Source organism: Seonamhaeicola sp. NFXS20 (assembly GCF_049132085.1).
Taxonomy (GTDB): Bacteria; Bacteroidota; Bacteroidia; order Flavobacteriales; family Flavobacteriaceae; genus Seonamhaeicola.
Genome location: NZ_JAFMPU010000007.1, coordinates 167,904 through 187,386, shown reverse-complemented (window position 1 = coordinate 187,386; position 19,483 = coordinate 167,904). Strand labels below are relative to the sequence as shown.

Below are 19,483 nucleotides of genomic sequence, written 5' to 3'. Positions count from 1 at the left end.
CTGGATATGGCTTTTTTAACAAAGTCTTTGTCCGCCCTTTAGTTAATCAGAAGAAAACTCCTTAACCTTCTCGTAACAATCCGAAAAAATTGTCCTTGCGAAATGAACTATTGCACCACAACGGTCTTGGCTATGAATAGTAAAGGATAAATATACTATTATTTTCCGCCAAGTAGTTGTGTTTTGTTACTTGCTAAATTTTAGGCTTCAGCAATTCGCCTTTATTATTTATAGCCGTTGTTGTACGTAGGCTTTTTATTTCAGTTTATTTTTCTAATTTAGTCAAAAATATTCTTATGTCAATTACTCATAATTTAGAAACTCTTACAGACAAACAAAAGTCAGATTTAGAATTGGCTCAAACTCTTTTGGATAACCTAAACTCTTTAAAACCTGCTCCTAATTATCGAAATAACTCTTTATCTTATGATGGCGAAAAATTTAAAACAATTCGTTTTGGGTTCTTTCATAAGTTTTTAGTTCAAGATATCCATTTAGCCATCCAAGGCGATTATCAAAAGCACAAAGATTTTATTTTAGACGCTTTTCAAAGAGAAGTTGATGACTATTTAAACCGTAATAAAACAGAAATGGATTTAGAACAACTAAAAGACAATGCTTCTCGTCTTTTAAAATACTACGGGTTTAATTCATATTTTGATTACCCCTTGTACTCTGATGAATCTAATTTTAAAAAAGTTCTCGATAATATTAATAATTCTATAAACAGTTTAATTAAATAAGGCTTTTTCCTCTTCTGTCATTTCCATTCCGAAGGTGTTTACATAAGCACTCCTTGTATCAACCCTTCTTTGTCCTTTGGTTGGGTGGTCAACGAATGTTAATCTTCCTTCAGATAACTGTTCTAACTGTCTTTGGTCAAGTTTTACTAAATTCTCAAATTTAATTTCTGTTTTTTCTTCTGTATTCATACGTTTTTTTAGCTTACGTACAACGTACAGCTGTATGGTTAGTGGCTTGGTTTAAGCGTTGGCTTTATGCGGCCATTAATTATACAGCATGTTGTGTGCTTTATATTTTTAATTTAGTTTTTATAAAAGTAAAAAAATAAAGGAACAGTAGTTCAGTTTCGGTAGCAATTTATCCCCAACTTTTTCGGATCTAACCCGAACCTATGGAATATACACTGCCGTGTATAATCCGTCGGTGATGGGAACTAAATGAGCGTTATCTTCTGATTAACAAGACATAATGCCGCTTCAAATTTGACTTTGTTAAAATTTTTTGCGAACTTAGTCAGGTACTTTATAACGAGATAGCGTTTGGAGAGTCTAACCTCTCCACGATACCATCGAAAAGTACCTGGATATGGCTTTTTTAACAAAGTCTTTGTCCGCCCTTTAGTTAATCAGAAGAAAACTCCTTAACCTTCTCGTAACAATCCGAAAAAATTGTCCTTGCGAAATGAACTATTGCACCACAACGTTTGGATAAACACAATTGTGTTTATCTACACTATATTTATTTAAGTAAATATAATTATTTTTCTTACAAATCTAATGGATTTTTTATAAAATTAAAACTGCTTTTTGCTACATGGGTATAGATTTCTGTAGTTTTTGTTGAATTGTGACCTAATAAAAGCTGAATGTACCTTATATCTGTTCCGTCTTCTAATAAATGAGTAGCAAAGCTATGTCTTAATGTATGTGGTGTAATGTGTTTTTTTAATTTAATTTTATTAGCTGCTGCAGTAAGAATGTTAGATATGCTAGTTGCACTATACTTTTCTTTTTTTTGACCTTCAAACAAATATTTGCTTGGTTTGTATTGTAGATAGTATTTTCTTAAGTCTTTTAATACGGTATGTGCTAATAATGTGTATCTGTCTTTGTTTCCTTTTGCATTGTTAATTTTAATAAGCATGCGGCTACTATCTATATCCTCTATTTTAAGGTTAATTAGTTCGCTGCGTCTTAAGCCAGCAGAATATAGTAAAGATAAAATGCACTTGTGTTTTATGTTACTGGTGGCATTTATTAGTTGATGTATCTCTGTTTTTGATAATACAACGGGTAGCTTTTTTTGCTTACGTGGGCGTTCTATTTGGTAAAATCTGTTAGGAAGCCCCAAAACAACTTCATAGTAAAACTTTATGCTATTAATGCTTTGGTTAATGTATGAGGCAGACCAGTTGTTTTGGTTTAAATGCATTAAGTAGTTTCTAACATCTAACTCATCTATAAGATCTATGTTTTTGTGTGGGAAATGATTAATAAACCTTTCAAAGCAAGATATGTAAGTTTTAACAGTATTGTTGGCATATTGTTTTAACTCTAGTTTGTCAAGATAAGAATCTGGACAACATTTATAATTTTTTGGTTTATTTCTGTTTCTAAACCATTGTACATCAAATACTTCGTTTAATTCTTTAGAGTTGGTTTTATCAAAAAAATAATTTGTATTTACCCAAGCAACGCCTCTAAATAAGTTGAAAATATTACTAAGGTTTGCTTTATTGTTTGGTAAACAATACATGCCAAATTCAGAATTCCATGTAATGTCTTGAAGTTCTTTTATAAGGCTATTTAAAATTTTATCAGATTGAAATTGTAAACCAATGTACTTTTTTTGGTTTATTAATAAATGTTTTAAAGTTATATTTTTGTTTGTTTTCATATGATTTTTCTTAAAATTAATAGAAGTAGAAAACATAATCGTACATTAAACGTATAATATTCGTATAATTTACTGTTAGAAGTATAAAAAAATGATAGATAGAAAAATGTGTAAGTTTTGTGGTAAAGAACTTCAAGGAAGATCTGATAAAATTTATTGTGATGTTCATTGTAAAAGTTCTTATCATTATAAGCGCTCATTAGAGGGTAAACCAACGTTTTATAATAAGGTAGATAAACAGTTGAAATTGAATAGACGTATTTTAAAATCATTTAATAAGGCTGGTAAAACAACAGTTAGAGCAACTGTTTTGTTACGTCAAGGATTTAGCCCTAAGTTTTTTACTCATTACTGGAAGAATGGTAGAGGAGATGTATACCTTTTTGTTTATGAATACGGATTTTTAAAAAAGACAGAAAACGGAAGAGACAAATATGTTCTTGTACAGTGGCAAGATTATATGGATATGTAAAATCTGATAAGTCATTAAATATATTCCTAACTCCTATTCTAATCAAAAGAGACTTTATTATATCAAATTTGTTCAATATTTATAAACATTATATTTAAAGTTGGTAAACGAAAAATGGATACTTTATTTGTTATTCTGTCTTTATAAATTAATAAAGTTTTTATTAGCATTTTTAAATTTAATAATTACATGTAAGAGAAAAAGTCTAGGTGTAAAGGAGGAAAAATATGATTAAAAAAAAGTGACATTTTATGATAATTGTGTCAAAAAAAATAGTATTATTCAAGCATAACAAAATAAATATTCTAAACAAAATGTATAATACAAAATTGTGCTTGGTGTTAGGAATTATAAGCTAAATAATTTTAAAATTAGCCTAAACGTAATGACTAAAATAAAAGACATATATCTTTTTAGTATTTTTTTTATAATTACCAATATGGTAATGGCAGATGTTTCTGTTAACAAATTAATAGATTTAAAAAATGAAAAATCTAAACAAGCATTTATTAAATTAGAATTTTATGAATCTATAAAATATGCCGATGAAGCACTGAAATCATCAGAGAAATTAGCATATTCTAAAGGAATAACAATTGCTTCGTTGTATTTAGCAAAGGCTTTTTTAGAGTTAGGAGACTATAAGAAAGCCCTTTATTACATAAATAAGGCAGAACAAGAATCTTTTTTTTCAGAATATATCAATATGCAAGTAGAGTCATATAGGTTGAAAGGAAGAATATATGGAATGCTTGATATGAATGTTAAAGCAGAGGATGAGTTTAAAAAACAACTTTTTAATTCTTCTAAAATAAAGGATGAAAAGCAGAAGAATATGTCTGTATTTTGGTCTTATCAAAATTTAAATTTTATATACGTTAAAACAAAGCAAGTAGATTCGTTAGACAAATATTTAAACCTGCAATTACTATCTCAGAATAAACTTGATGAATCTAATAATTTTTATGGTATTAGTGATACTTATGGTTTAATTGCCGATAATTTTTTAGCACAAGATAAATATGAAGAAGCAAGAATTTATATAGATAAATCTTTTCAAATTTTAAAAAAATATAATTCAAGATATTTATTTAAAGTTTATCATAGGTATGGAGATTATGAAAAAGCTATAGGAGATGAAGAAGAGGCACTAAAGTATTACAAATTAGCACTTCTTAATGCATTGAAATTAAAGGATATGGATGCTGCTAAAATTTATTACAAAGTAATTTCAGATTTCTTAATAGATATAAAAAAAGATATAAATGCAGGAAAGGAATATTTGATGACATATAATAAAATTAATGATTCATTAAATAAAATTAACTCTAATATTTTGGATGATGTTTATTTAAACATTATTAAAGAGCAGCGTTTATTAAAGAAAAAAGAAAATAATAACTATAAATACATTGTTTTTGGGTTAGGGTTAGTTTCTTCGTTGGCTTTGGTGCATATAGAGAAAAAAAGAAGAAAGTATAAGAAAAAAATTAAAATCCAAACAACAGAAACTAAAAACAAAAGTGAAACTATAAACCAATTAGAAGAGCAGCTTAAAGATTCAAGGTTTAAGGATATGATGGTGTTAGCTCAAAAAAACAGTCCAGATTTCATAATATTATTTGAAGAGTTGTATCCAGATGTTGTAAAAAAAATAAAGTCAATTAATCCAGATGCCTCTACCTCAGAAATTTCATTTTTAGCCTTGTCTTATTTAAATTTTTCTACTAAGCAAATCTCCCAAATATTAAATGTTACAGTTCGAGCCATTCAAGTTAGAAAAAATAGACTTAGAAAAAAATATAACATCCCTTCAGATGTTGATTTTAATTTTTGGTATAAACAATTGGCTATTGTTTAGATTATAGCTGCAATAGTAGTATAGGGAGTCTTGTATTGGTTAAATTTATCATTAAGTTCAATAATTATAATTTGTTTATGTAGTATTTATTATGAGCTACTTATAAGGTAATTATTGTTTTAATATAAGTGTACTTTTTCTAGAATTATTTTTCTTTTTAATGCTTTACAAATAAAAATACTTTTAGATTTTTATGTTGTAAAGAGAATATGTTAGCAACTTTTACAGAAATTGAGTAAAAAGAAATTGCTTTATTGTTGGTAATCCTATAAAAACTTCTAATATACTCTTTCAAACTAGCATAATTTTATTTCAATACAATTGGTGTTAAATAGTGATTAATATCTAAAATAAATTAATCCATCCTTTATTTATGTTTTTTTGTCGAAAAGTGCTGATTTTACAATAATGTGAAATGTTTGTGATAGGTTGTTTTTACGAAAAAACCTCACTTTTTTTAATTTTTGCACCCCAAAAAAATAACCAAAATAAATAGAGTTAAAAAAGCACTTAATTAAGATTAAAGCACTAATAAAAATAAAAATTTCAAATCAACTTTTAATGTCCATTAAGAATATGAGAAGTTTGGAATTTTATACTATTTAGTTGGTAAATAATTACCATTTCAACTCAAGTTGATAAGTGAATTTTTTTGTGACAAGTAATTTTTTAACAAACCGAAATTATAAATAAAATTAAAACAATCATCCATTTAATACATACTACAAGTTTCATTATGAAAAAATTATTACTGTTAATAGCGTTAATCGTAGGAAATTTTGTCTACGCACAAGTAGGAATTGGTACAGATATGCCTAATCCTTCAACGCAATTAGAGATAAAATCTTCAGAAAGAGGTGTTTTAATACCTCAAGTGCCACTAACAAGTAATACCGATCAAACTACTATAAGCGCAGGAAATGTAGAGAGTTTATTAGTTTATAATACAAGTACCAATCAAACACTTACACCTGGGTATTATTATTGGTATCAAGGAAGTTGGCATAGGTTAACTATTGAGTCTGATTTGCCAGACAATATAGTATACTGGGATGTTGTAAATAATCAATTTGCGTATGCAGATGAGTATGGTAATACTCAAATTATTAATATCTCAGATTTGGAGACTTTAACAGTATTAACAGATAATGGTGATGGTACCTTTACTTATACAGATGAAGATGGAAACGATGTAACTTTCGATTCGAACACACTTAGTGTTACCGTAGCAGGTGGTGTTCACACCTTTACCGATGGTAATGGAGATGTAATCACCACAATAGATACTAATGCCTCAGCAAGTGCTTATGACAACACTAACAGTGGTTTAACCTCTACAAACGTACAAGATACATTAGATGAATTAGCAGGCGACTTAGCCAACACAACCGATGCTCTAGTAGATAACGGTAATGGCACGTTCACACACACAACAGTTGATGGTACAGTAGTAACGTTTGATGCGAACACCACTTCAATGGTAGATAATAATGATGGTACTTATACATTAACCAACGCCAATGGCGATAGTATTGTCGTAGATACCAACGCAAATACGAGTACTTATGATAATACGAATAGTGGTTTAACCTCTACAAACGTACAAGATGCATTAGATGAATTAGCAGACGACTTAGCCAACACAACCGATGCTCTAGTTGATAACGGTAATGGCACGTTCACACACACAACAGTTGATGGCACAGTAGTAACGTTTGATGCGAACACCACTTCAATGGTAGATAATAATGATGGTACTTATACATTAACCAACGCCAATGGTGTCAGTATCGTAGTAGATACCAATGCCAACACAAGTGCGTATGACAACAGCAACAGTGGATTAACTTCCACGAACGTACAGGATGCATTGGATGAAATCCAATCAAATTTAGATGCTACAACCGATGCATTGGTAGACAACGGCGACGGAACCTTCACTCACACTGCAGTAGACGGTACAGCAGTAACGTTTGACGCGAACACGACATCAGTAGTTGCGAATGCAGACGGCAGTTATACTTTTACCGACGGGGCAGGCAATGTTATTACGACAGTAGAGACAGCCGCTTCGACAAATGTTTATGACAACAGCACCAGTGGATTGACCTCTACGACTGTACAGGATGCATTAGATGAATTAGCAGACGACTTAGCCAATACAACCGATGTATTGGTAGATAACGAAGATGGCACCTATACACATACTACAGTGGATGGTCAAGAAGTAATCATCGATGCCAATACAACAAGCGTAACCATTACAGATGGAGTTTACACCTTTACTAATGGCAATGGCGATACAATTACAAGCATAAACACCAATGCCAATGCACTAGGTTTTGATAATACCACAAACAGTTTAACTTCAAGCACAGTACAAGGAGCCATTGAAGAATTACTAGGTACAATTAGCTCTGGAACTGGAGTAAGTTTAAATGATAATGCAGACGGTACTTTTAGTTTAGTAGCAGATAATGGTACAGTTATAAGTACTATTACTAAATCCAATTTAACCGATGCAGGCAATGGAGAATATACTTTCACCAACGGCGATGGAACAGATATTTCATTTGATGTTAACACAGTAGATGTTTCTCTAAACACAGCGACAAACGAATACGAGTTCAAGGATTCAGAAGGCAACGTAATAGGCAGCATAGACATGAACGCCAACAATGTTGCATATGACAATACCAATAGTGGTTTAACTTCCACGAATGTACAAGGTGCTTTAGATGAATTAGCAAACAATAAGGGCGATTTAACTGTTAATGGAGGCTTAGAGTTTACAGGAGGAACAGATGGAGTTGATAAACTTTTATCAGATGCAGGAATACAAATTGCAGATAATGGAATAACAACGGCTAAAATAGCAGATGGTGCGGTAACAACAGATAAGATAGGTAGTGGTAATACAGGAGAAGTTCTTATTACAGATACTAATGGCGACGTAACCTGGGAGAATCAAGAAGATTTCGTAAAAAATTTAGAAACTTTAACCTCTCTTACTTACAGTGAAACAGAGAACAAACTTAGTTATAAGGATGAGCTAGGGAATACTAATGAGATTCAATTAAACAATACAAGTCTTAGTTATAATTCTGCTACTCAAGAGTTAGTTTATGTGAATTCTCAAGGTCAAACACAATCGGTGAGTTTAGTAAGTTTAGTAGTATCAGGAAAAGACCTTACTGCAGCCGATGGTTCAATAATAGTAAGTGATGGTTTAGGTGCTACTTTAGTAGATTCAAACATTAAAGTTGCAGACGGAGGAATAACAACGGCTAAAATAGCAGATGGTGCCGTAACAACATCAAAAGTAGGAGAAAATGCTATCACATCTGAAAAAATTTCAAATGGCGAGGTGAAAGCAGAAGATTTAGGTGCAGATTCAGTAGATGTAGGGAAAGTTGGAGTAGTGCAAACGGACGGTACTGTAGTTTACCAAAATGTTTCATCTGATAATGTTGATTATGACAATACAAACAGTGGTTTAACTTCCACGAATGTACAAGGTGCTTTAGATGAATTAGCAAACAATAAGGGCGATTTAACTGTTAATGGAGGCTTAGAGTTTACAGGAGGAACAGATGGAGTTGATAAACTTTTATCAGATGCAGGAATACAAATTGCAGATAATGGAATAACAACTGATAAAATAGCGCCAGGTAACAATGACCAAGTTATGGTAACAGATGACCAAGGCGATGTTGTTTGGGTGGATAAATCTGAAGTAGGTGAAATTTTGCAAGCCACCAATGGGTTGAACAAAGATGGATTGAATATTAAATTAGGAGGAGCATTGACAGAGCCTACAATTATCACAGCAGATGCAACAAACACCTTATCTATAGAAGGATTACAATCTGGAAGTATAGATGACCAATTGGTTGTGGCCGATGCCAATGGAACCTTAAAACAAATAAAGGCCGCAATGCCCAAGTTTTTTTACATGCCAGCCATCATTTTTAACACTTCAACAACAGGAAGTTTTACAAGAGATTTGCATGCAGAGTACGTGGCACAGTTTACGGGGTCAGGTAACCCAACATTGGTTAGTAGTGCAGGGGCTAGCAGTGGCATTCCAACATTACCGGCAAATGAGTTGGAGTACTATATTACATATTACGATACCAATGTGTTTGCCAACTTAAGTATAGATGCAAATGGGGTATTGAGCTACGATATTGTTGGTAACGCTACCGAAGCATCGTACATGACCATAGTATTTGTGGTTAAGGATTGATGGGAGCCATGAAAGCTCTTGTTCAAAAGAGAATGAATTTTGTTAAGAACCCAGATTTAGTTCCATATGAGTTGGAATCGCGTCGGGCTCAACAGATAGAACTATAATAATACAATTATATGAATAAGTTATTGCACTTCATGTTTAATGCATTTTCTTCAAAAATTCATTTGACCAATGAGAAATGCCAAGAATATGATTTAGCCATACAAATGATTTCTAAGCGCGAACCTAAGTTGGTAACAGGGCAAGTTGTCGCCAACCGTGGGATTGGAATAATCCATGCTTTATTGTTAGCATTGATGTTTTTATACAGTTCACAAAGCACTGGCCAAGGCTGTGTTGTACCGCCAACCTCAGGGAATTACACATTTGCCACGAATACGAAGACCTGTTTTACTGTAGATGCCACATTGGGAGACATAACGTTCCAAGACGGTTCAGAGATTTATGTAGAGCCCGGTGTTACCGTGATAATTCAAAACAATGTAAACTCAACGGGAGACATCATCATGAATATTGAAGGCACACTTCAGTTTAACAACGTAACCAGGATAAATGCCAATGTCGAAATAAACATAGCCCCAACAGGAACATTAAGGAGTGGTACATCGGGTACTAATGATTTTGCCATTCAAGGTAATGGAACCAATATTATTTTTAATGAAGGGTTGATTGAATTTGGAGTTTTGGATTTCAATGGAGCAAATGCTCAAAATACGGTGGACAACATTGGTACAATGAACATCAACAATAACATTAATATTAGTGGAGTATGTCATTTTAGAAATATAGGGATCTTAAACATTGGTAGTAGCTACAACTGTAAAGAAACAACGGTTTTTGTTAACTGCGGTACCATGACCTCGGGAAGCGGGTTTAACCTAGATGGAGGAAAAGTCTATAATTCTGGAAATTTTATAGTTACAGGAGGAAACATAAATTTTGGCAAAAATACAGCAAGGTTTGAAAATACCGGGTATGTTGATATACAAAATGGCAATCTTCTTTTAGGAGGTACAGGCAGTGAGTATTACAATGAGGGATTGACTGAAATATCAAACAGTATTCAGAATGATGGAGATGTAAAAGGGCCTGAAGTAAGTTCTGGGAAACTAGGTTATATGTCGTGGGGAGCAGCTGCTGTTATGAATAATGGTTCCATTGGCCCCAGCTTGAACTTAAAAAATACTAATGGTGCTTCAACCCAAGCAGCCATGTTCAACAATCAGAGCCTTGATTTTGCTTCATCCTTGTACTATGATTGCGAGTCTTCAGGAAATTGCGTTGCTCCAATTGTTACCAAAGGATCAGTTTGTAGAAATCCTGATGGAAGTATAAGCATTGAGATAGCCGCTACTGATGATGATTTTAGTTCAACTCCAATATTAGCAGGAGAAACACTTGGTACATCTGTAACTTCAAACGACACATTGGATGGGCAAGCAGTTACATTGGGTACTGGAGCTGGAGAAGTTTCAATAACCAGCGTAACAGGTGATACCTCGGTGCTTGTTCTTGATACAGCCACGGGATTAATTTCCGTTGATTCGGCGGCAACAAATGGAACATACACCATTAGCTATACACTATGTGAAAATGGGGTGTCTCCTGCAAATTGCAACACATCAACAGTAACGGTACTTGTTGAAAACGAATCTCCTACCGAATCTAATCTCTTTTGTACGGAGCCGGTTGATGGCGAGGAATTTAAATGGTCTGCAAGTGGAAGTGGTACGCATTCTGAAACAATTACACAGCCAGGAACCAATGCTGGTTATCAATTTGATATTTATGAATTAGATAACTCTTTCAATATGGAAATAAACGGAGTTCTCTTGGCACAGTACGAAATAGAATTTCAATCAAACGGAACACCAGCTCCCGGTATTAATATTGAATTTGAAGATGGCGACCAGTATGAAACAGATACCCCATCTATATGGCAAATGACAGGAGATGCCCAAAATCCCATCTTGCGAGTGGTTATTAGTCCAGTGGGAGAGGTTACTATGTATGGGAGTAAAACTTCAGGTGGTCCTTTGTTTCCTCTAAAATTTAAACAAGGTATTTCGCCTGTTAATTCTTTTAATACTATCCCTTGGAATGAAAATTCGAATAATACAATAATTGTAACTCAAAATATTGTAGGACCAACAACAATTGATGGTTATGGCTATGGTCAAAACATAGCGCCTTGTGATACCTATAGCTTGGAGAAAGCAGGTCATTTTAATGATGAAAATGGCGATGGCATAGCGCAAGTAGGCGAAACAATTACTTATACGTTGTTGTTGACCAATCTGGGAGACATAGACATCCACAATGTTACGGTTAATGACCCAATGTTGGGAGGAGTAATTACATCGGTTCCTACGGGAGATGCCAACAATGATAGTGTATTGAACATTGGCGAAGCATGGACATATGAGGTAGCTTATGCCATTACTTCATCAGATATAAGTGCAGGAGGTATATACAATCAAGCTTTTGTAACAGGAGAAACTTCAGAAGGCGATTCTTTTGAAACCGAATATTCGGTAGATCCCAACCCGTTAGCTCCTACCGATTCCAATTATGATGCGTCCCGACCCGACCACACCTTTACCTTGCTTCGTAGTAGGACGCTATTAATAACAAATCCAAACATTTATCAGAGGGTAAAAAATAATTAGAGATGAAAAATTACATTCTGCATATAAGTACATTGATGTTCATGGGGCTTTCAGCCATGGCTCAAACCAGTAACCTGGGGATGCTGTACGTGAGCGAAGGTACCAAATTCTCGACCGTTGAAGCGTTTGAGAACCTAACTGATGGTAAGTTTTTTAACGATGGTGACGCTTATATTTACAGCAATTTTAACAACGATGGCCTTGTAGATTATTACGAAGGAGGTCTTACGCAGTTTATAGGTGAGTCGGTACAAAGTATCAGTGGTTCCAAAGAAAGCTATTTTTATAATCTATATTTTGATAACACAAGTAATGCCGTTCCTTTTCAAGTGTCTGGAATAATTAATATAGGAGGAGAGTCTAATTTTTATAACGGAATATTGGACAACGATAACTACGGTGGCACTATTACGTTTACAGCTGAAGCTAATCATATAAATACATCAGATTTTAGTCATGTTGATGGTCCGGTACAAAGAATGGGGGATAACGATTTTATATTTCCTATAGGAGATGGCGGATATTATCGATTTGCAGGTGTTTCGGCAGTAGCTAACTCTTCTAATATGTTTGAGGGAAAGTATTATTTAGAAAATAGTGATCTATTATATTCCCACGAGTTACGGGCAGGAGATATTGAATTGATAGATGATCAAGAATATTGGACAATAGAAAAAGTATCTACACAGGAAGAGGATGTATTGGTAACTTTATCCTGGTGTGAAGAGACAACACCAACTTCAATAATATCTGCAGCCGAACAAGGAAACTTAACCATAGTTAGATGGGACGAGTCAAGTAATATGTGGGTAAACGAAGGGGGCGCTATAGATTTAGATTTACAAACCGTAACTACGGCCGTAACAGGTTATGGAGTTTTTACTTTTGGTATTATTGACAGCTCAAAAGTACTTCCTTGTAATATAGTTGTTTATACTGCAGTTACTCCTAATAAAGATGGCGTTAACGATTACTTTTTAATAGATACATCAAACAATGAGTGTGCTAGTAATTTACACGTTCAAATCTTTAACCGTTGGGGTGTCAAGGTATTTGAGTCCCATAACTACGGGGTTAATGGAGATGTATTTGATGGATATTCAAACGGACGAATGACCATAAATGATAATAATCAATTGCCAACAGGTACCTATTATTACATATTAGATTACAAATATGGAGACCCATCAGAGAACAATAGACATAAACAAGCAGGTTTCCTATACCTAAGTGGAAATTAATATTAGAATACCTATGAAAAAACACAAAACATATAATATGTTTATGTTCCTGTTGTTAAGTTATATGCTGTTAACAACAACATTACAAGCTCAACAGGAATCTCAGTTTACCCAATACATGTACAATACCGTAAGTATCAATCCAGCCTATGCGGGAAATCGTGGTTCTTTAAGTCTTTTAGGTCTTTATAGAAACCAATGGGTTGGCTTAGAAGGTGCTCCAGAAACGATGAATTTCACAGTACATTCACCAATAGGTGTTCGTGGTGTAGGTTTAGGAATGGGTTTTACAAGCGATAAGATAGGTCCTTCATCAGAAAGCATTGTTTCGGCAGACTTTTCTTATACAATTGAGTTCTCAGAGAAAACACAATTATCTTTTGGAATTAAAGGAGGAATATCACTTATAGATATAAATCCAAACAGGCTATTGATATATAATCCCAATGATTATGATTTAGAGTTTAATAGTTCTAGTTCGCCTATTATAGGTGTAGGATTTTTTCTTCATTCAGAAGATTGGTACCTAGGAGTATCTTCTCCTAACTTGTTAGAAACTGAGTATTATGATGATATACAGGTTTCTACGGCATCAGAGAAGAGCCATTTATACTTTACAGGGGGCTACGTATTTACAATGAGTCCTATTATAAAATTAAAGCCCGCCTTAATGGTAAAGGCTGTAACAGGTGCTCCATTGGCTATCGATGTATCTGCCAATATGTTATTTTATGAGCGTTTAACTTTAGGATTAGCTTATAGAGTTGATGCGGCAGTGAGTGCATTGGCAGGTTTTCAGTTGAATGACAACATAATGATTGGTTATGCCTATGATTATGATACTACAGAACTAGGTAATTATAACAATGGATCTCATGAAATTTTCTTGCGATTTGAACTAGGAACAAGATTAAAGGCTAAGGTGAATCCGAGATTTTTCTAATGCCCCTGTAAACAAGTCGTGAAAAACCAAAATTACTACAGATGAAAAACAATATCAGCATTACCATATTTTCAATTATTTTCTTCGGGATGTTTTGGTTATTGCCCGCCCAAGACGAAAAACTAGACAAAGCCACAGAGAGGTATTCTCAAATGGACTATGTGGAAGCCCAAAAGATATACCTGTCAGTAGCTGAAAAAGGATATGAGTCTGAAGAGCTTTTTACAAAATTAGGAAACACTTATTATTTTAATGCTCAGTATGACGAAGCAGCAAAATGGTACAGACGTTTGTTTAAACTAAATCCTGAGCAGGAAGCAAACCTTTTGTTACGGTACTCTCAATCTCTTAGAGCAATAGGAAATTTGTCAAGTTCAAAAAAATACTATGATGCCTATGTGTCAAAGAGAGGTGGAAATCTACAGCTAAATCAGGCCATAGATTATTTGTCTTTAATAGAAGAGAACTCAGGCCGATATAAGTTACATCCAATAGAGGCAATATATAATGACGATCATATTGCTTTTGGCCATACTCAGGTAGGAGATACGTTGATATATTCTTCAACAGAAGATATAAATACGGTATTAAACAAAAGAAGTGCTTGGGATGGATTGAGTTTTCTTTCGTTGTATGAGGTTGAGATAGATACAGAAGGAAATGCAACAGGTAAGCCACGAAAAATAAAAGGAACACTTAACAGCAAGTACCATGAGTCGTCGGCAGTTTACACTAAGGATGGAACAACTATGTATTTTACCCGTAGTAACTTAACTTACAAAAATAAGAATAACGATCAAAACTTAAAGGTTTATCGTTCAGTTAAGAAGAATGGTAAGTGGCAGGAACCCAAAGAATTGCATTTTAACAGTGATGATTATTCTTGTGCACATCCAGCCTTAAATGCAGATGAGACCAAGTTATACTTTTCCTCAAATCGCCCAGGCGGATATGGAGAATCGGATCTTTATGTAGCAAATATAGCATCAAATGGTACAATAGGAGCGCCCAAAAACTTAGGGCCGAAGATTAATACATCGGGAAAGGAAACTTTTCCATTTGTTTCAAAATCCAATGAGTTGTATTTTTCATCAGACGGTCACTTTGGCTTAGGCGGATTGGATGTTTTTTATGTTAAGATAGAAGACGATGGCTATGGCAACCTTTTAAATGTAGGGCGTCCAGTAAATACGTACGCAGATGATTTTTCTTTTGGGATAGATAGTGAAACAAAACGAGGCTTTATTAGTTCTAATCGCACCGATACCGAAGGCCATTTTGTACGTGATAATATTTATACATTTGTGGAGACAGCGCCTATAAAAGATGTATACAAGGCCTTGATAGAGGGCTATGTTACCGATAAACAAACCTCTAAACCAATATCAGGAACAACCATAACATTGAGGGATTCTGAGGGAAATATCTATAAGGTGCTTAATACGGACAAATCGGGCTATTACTCAGTAGAAGCCAATAAGTATCATACCTATGCTATTCGAGCAACTCACAATATGTATGACACCGATGAGAAAATTTCAGAAACAGGCTATGAGTCTCAAAGAATAGATTTTCAATTACAGAAGAACAGAGCAGAACTTGTAGAAGGAACCGATTTAGCAAAAGTTTTAAATATACCTATTATTTACTTTGATTTTGATAAATCTAACATCCGTCCAGATGCAGCAGTAGAACTAGAGAAAGTAGTGACGGTACTTCAAGAATACCCAGAGTTGCGAATCAATATTAGATCTCATACAGATAGTAGAGGAACCGATTCTTACAATTTGATATTGTCTGAAAAACGAGCCGCCTCGACCTTAAACTATTTGGTATCTAAAGGTATTAGTAGAAATAGGTTGCAATCAGAAGGCCTAGGAGAAACAGAACCGGTAAACGGTTGTAGCAATGGCGCACCATGTACAAAAGCTGAACACCAAAAAAATAGGCGCAGTGAGTTTATAGTAATTAAATAAAAGCTTATGTTAAAATAAAAATAAAAGTAGATGTTATGCTCTTTTTGTAACTAAATACATAGAAAAATATCTGATTAATCTTTTATAAAGCAGAGTGAAGTTTAATAATAAACATTATCTCTTCTATTTTTAGTGATTGTAGATTGAGTTCATAGGGTTAGGTTATCATAATTGGTTAGGATTAATCACAATCACCACAATCCTCACTAGCAATAGTGAGGATTTGTTGTTTTATAACAATTTCTATTGATTATAAGTAACAAATAAACAGATTCTATTTTTACATTTTCATATATAACTTTTTTTAAGGATAATTGTGGTATTTTTCTATGTATTTGGTTGTATAGAAGATGCTTATTTACATCACAAATTCTATACCATAGGAATTAAAAGTACGGGAATATTGGCTATTTTAATAATACTATTAGATACACTCTCAACAAAAAGTTTATAAATAAAGCCATGTTTGTTATTGCCTACAATAATTAAATCTACATCTAAAGTTTCAACCTTATCCATAATGGTTTCTATAGTAGGACCTTGTACCATTAATGCCGTAGAATTTATGCCTTTTTTTGTCAGAATATCAGCGTATTCTTGAATAAGCTTTCGTTCAGTTTTAAGTGTGGTTGCTCTTGCTTCTCTTTCATCAAGAGGACCTGTTCCACTAATGTAAGGCACAAAATCTGGTTCTGGTGCAGCGATGTGTATAAGCCATATTTTTGAATTAAATTTTTCTGCTAATTCTTGGCCTGCATTAATTAATTTTTGAGCCATATTATCAAATTCAATTGGAATTAGTATGTTTTTCATAACAAAGGATTTTAATTTAAAATAATTTAAGAAAAATTAATAAAAAATAAAATGATAAACGTCATTATTTCAGTAGGTTATAATACTGTTTAATGAGTTTGACGTTTTAGAGTTATAGGTTTTATTGAGAAAAAACATTAAAAGCTATTATCTTTCATATTTTTGCACTTATGAATGATAACTTCACAAATGAGTTTTTCGGAATTGGTATTCAAAATGGTAAAACCCCAGAAAACTTAGGTGTTTTATGGCGTTCTGCACAAAACTTAGGTGCTAGTTTTATTTTCACCATTGGTAATAGGTACGCAAAACAAGCCTGCGATACACATAATGCCGTAAAAGCAATGCCATATTTTCATTACGACACGTTTGATGAATTTTTTAAAAACTTACCTAAAGGTGCACGTATAGTTGGTGTAGAGTTAACCGATGAAGCAGAACCGTTAGAAACATTTCATCACCCTAGACGTTGCGTGTATTTATTAGGAGCAGAAGACCACGGATTAACAAAAGAAGCAATACAAAAATCTCATTTTCTTGTAAAGTTTAAATCAGAATTAAGTCTAAATGTATCTGTGGCAGGTAGTATTGTAATGTATGATAGAGGTATTGATAAACCACGTTGTAGGTAATTGAATTAAATTAGATGTATAATTTTAGCAGAAAAAAATAACTCTTAGCTAATTACTAAAATTGTAAAAAAAAATGAAAAAGTTAAAAGAATTAACTGATGCTAAAATTGAATCAGGACGACAAGCAAATCCTGAATTTATGAACGGTGTTGATGATATTATTAAAAAAGAAAAAGAGTTTGAGAAAGGAAAAAATGCCATTAAAATAGGACAAAAAGCTCCAAGCTTTGAACTGCCTAACCCAGAAGGCAAACCTATATCATTAAATAATTTATTAGAGAAAGGACCTGTTGTTATAACGTTTTACAGAGGTAATTGGTGTCCTTACTGTAACTTACAGCTTAGAGCTTTACAAGCTAAATTAGATGAAATACATGCATTAGGAGCTACATTGCTAGCCATTAGCCCACAAGTACCAGACGGATCATTAACAAAAGATGAAATTAGTAATATGGATTTTACCGTATTGTCTGATCAAGATGCAAAAGTTGCTCAGCAATATGGTGTAGCATGGGAAGTACCTGAGTTTTTAGCCGAACATATGCGAGTAGATCGTAAGCTAGATTTAGAAAAAATTAATAATGGCAATGGAAGTATATTACCAATTCCAGCCACATTTATATTAAATCAAGACGGGGTTGTTGTATGGAACTATGTTAACGTTGATTATAGAACACGTTCTGAACCTGATGAAATTATCGAAGCTTTAAAAAATCTGGTATAATAATAATTTTTATCTAGTTTAAGTGTATTTAATTAAATGCAAATCTGCACAAAAACATTAGCCGTAAATACAAAATTAAACCTTTTTAGATGCTACAACTATTTTGTTATTATTCAAATCTGTAGTAAAAAACAAATAGGTGTTGCCACCATCTTTTATCTTGAATTTTTTTCGAATTTGAGCCACGTTTTCAGGGAAATTACGGGTGGTAATATTTGCTTTGTTTAGATTTAAACCTTTTAAAACCTTTTTATTAAAAGGAATAACATTTTCAATTTTAAATACTCTACCAGGAAATTCAATTAACGTGTTACTAGTATATAAATGCGAATGTTGATGAAGTTTAAAAACGTTTAATTGATTAGAAATTTCATTAAAACCACCAGATTTTAAAATAGCTGCATTAGGTTCATACAAATAGGAGAGAGGCTCACTGTAATTAGGTTTATTTTTATCTTTATTATAATTGAAACTGAATATTTCGTTTTGTTCTCTTTTTAAGTTGATGGTTTCAATATTTACAGAACCTTCAAAGTTGTTTTCTAAAATCCAAAGTAATTCTTTTACTTCATTATTTACAGCTATAATATGGATGGTTTTAACATGTTTTAATTCAGACAAACCAACCGAAATATCTAGTAAAGGTGATGTTTTTATTAAAATGTTTTTTGAAGAAGTAAATAAGGAATCTATATGCTCTGGTACATTAGGTAAGCAATCTTTTAAAAAGAAGACTTTGCCTTTGCTATCATGTCGTCTTGAAGGGTCTATATAAATCCAATCAACAGCTTTTGTACTTAATTTTAAATGTGTAATGCCATCAACAGGAAGTGTTTCAATGTTATTGATGGCTAATTGTTTAAAATTATGTTTTACTATCTTAGATAGGTTTTCATTTACTTCACAATGCGTAACATTGTTAAATTGTTTTGAAAAATAAAAACAATCTACGCCAAAGCCGCCAGTTAAATCAATAATTGTTTCCCCAGAAATTAATTTACTTTTATAACTGGCAGTAATTTCAGATGAAGTTTGTTCAATGTTTAATTTATTGGGGTAATAAATATTTTTAGCATTAAACCAAGAGGAGAGTTTTGTTTTGCAGCGTTTTTTAGCTTCAATTTGCTCAATAATTTCTTTGGTTTCAACATTTTTAAAAGCAGTACCTTTTAAAAGTAGTTTGGTGAGGTTAGTGTTTAAGTTTTCAGAAATAAAATTCTGAACTTTAGTATTTAAAATGGCTAAATTCAAAAGAAA

Annotated in this window: 14 protein-coding genes; 10 read left to right on the top strand and 4 right to left on the bottom strand. The window is 33.0% G+C overall.

What is annotated here, in order from left to right; all coding sequences use genetic code 11:
• Positions 1–296: 296 nt before the first annotated feature.
• Positions 297–743 (top strand): hypothetical protein, encoded by a 447-nt coding sequence (locus tag J1D01_RS11720; RefSeq protein WP_421150944.1) that lies wholly within the window; start codon positions 297–299, stop codon positions 741–743.
• Here the strand turns inward: J1D01_RS11720 and J1D01_RS11715 are convergent.
• Both J1D01_RS11715 and xerA read right to left on the bottom strand, forming a co-directional pair.
• Positions 732–932, bottom strand: coding sequence for a hypothetical protein (locus J1D01_RS11715; protein ID WP_421150943.1), 201 nt, complete (start codon positions 930–932; stop codon positions 732–734). The two genes, J1D01_RS11720 and J1D01_RS11715, sit on opposite strands and share 12 nt — an antisense overlap.
• Before the next feature lie 577 nt (positions 933–1,509).
• Complete coding sequence (gene xerA / locus J1D01_RS11710) at positions 1,510–2,640, bottom strand: site-specific tyrosine recombinase/integron integrase (protein ID WP_372938900.1); 1,131 nt, start codon at positions 2,638–2,640, stop codon at positions 1,510–1,512.
• A gap of 91 nt (positions 2,641–2,731) precedes the next feature.
• Between xerA and J1D01_RS11705 the strand changes: the two genes are divergently transcribed.
• The 7 genes from J1D01_RS11705 (at position 2,732) to J1D01_RS11675 (ending at position 16,057) form a co-directional block, all read left to right on the top strand.
• Positions 2,732–3,112: a hypothetical protein gene (locus J1D01_RS11705; protein ID WP_421150942.1), complete on the top strand. Its 381-nt coding sequence runs from the start codon at positions 2,732–2,734 to the stop codon at positions 3,110–3,112.
• A gap of 385 nt (positions 3,113–3,497) precedes the next feature.
• Complete coding sequence (locus J1D01_RS11700) at positions 3,498–4,973, top strand: tetratricopeptide repeat protein (protein ID WP_421150941.1); 1,476 nt, start codon at positions 3,498–3,500, stop codon at positions 4,971–4,973.
• A gap of 736 nt (positions 4,974–5,709) precedes the next feature.
• Positions 5,710–9,222, top strand: a complete 3,513-nt coding sequence (locus tag J1D01_RS11695) for a beta strand repeat-containing protein (protein ID WP_421150940.1) — start codon at positions 5,710–5,712, stop codon at positions 9,220–9,222.
• Positions 9,223–9,341: 119 nt separating this feature from the next.
• Complete coding sequence (locus tag J1D01_RS11690) at positions 9,342–11,897, top strand: DUF7507 domain-containing protein (protein WP_421150939.1); 2,556 nt, start codon at positions 9,342–9,344, stop codon at positions 11,895–11,897.
• Between the two features lie 2 nt (positions 11,898–11,899).
• Positions 11,900–13,138 (top strand): gliding motility-associated C-terminal domain-containing protein, encoded by a 1,239-nt coding sequence (locus J1D01_RS11685; protein ID WP_421150938.1) that lies wholly within the window; start codon positions 11,900–11,902, stop codon positions 13,136–13,138.
• Positions 13,139–13,151: 13 nt separating this feature from the next.
• Positions 13,152–14,081, top strand: coding sequence for a type IX secretion system membrane protein PorP/SprF (locus tag J1D01_RS11680; RefSeq protein WP_421150937.1), 930 nt, complete (start codon positions 13,152–13,154; stop codon positions 14,079–14,081).
• Between the two features lie 41 nt (positions 14,082–14,122).
• On the top strand, positions 14,123–16,057 hold the full coding sequence (locus J1D01_RS11675) for an OmpA family protein (protein ID WP_421150936.1): 1,935 nt from the start codon (positions 14,123–14,125) through the stop codon (positions 16,055–16,057).
• A 372-nt stretch (positions 16,058–16,429) separates the two neighbouring features.
• Here the strand turns inward: J1D01_RS11675 and J1D01_RS11670 are convergent, their stop codons facing one another.
• Positions 16,430–16,870, bottom strand: coding sequence for a universal stress protein (locus J1D01_RS11670; RefSeq protein WP_421150935.1), 441 nt, complete (start codon positions 16,868–16,870; stop codon positions 16,430–16,432).
• Between the two features lie 170 nt (positions 16,871–17,040).
• Here J1D01_RS11670 and J1D01_RS11665 point away from each other — a divergent pair, with 170 nt between their 5' ends.
• Positions 17,041–17,502 (top strand): RNA methyltransferase, encoded by a 462-nt coding sequence (locus tag J1D01_RS11665; RefSeq protein WP_421150934.1) that lies wholly within the window; start codon positions 17,041–17,043, stop codon positions 17,500–17,502.
• A 73-nt stretch (positions 17,503–17,575) separates the two neighbouring features.
• Positions 17,576–18,226 (top strand): peroxiredoxin-like family protein, encoded by a 651-nt coding sequence (locus J1D01_RS11660; RefSeq protein WP_372937593.1) that lies wholly within the window; start codon positions 17,576–17,578, stop codon positions 18,224–18,226.
• 75 nt (positions 18,227–18,301) lie between these two features.
• Here J1D01_RS11660 and J1D01_RS11655 read toward each other — a convergent pair whose 3' ends face one another.
• Positions 18,302–19,477 carry a THUMP-like domain-containing protein gene (locus J1D01_RS11655; protein WP_421150933.1) on the bottom strand — a complete coding sequence of 392 codons (1,176 nt, stop codon included), beginning with the start codon at positions 19,475–19,477 and terminating at the stop codon, positions 18,302–18,304.
• Positions 19,478–19,483 lie beyond the last annotated feature (6 nt).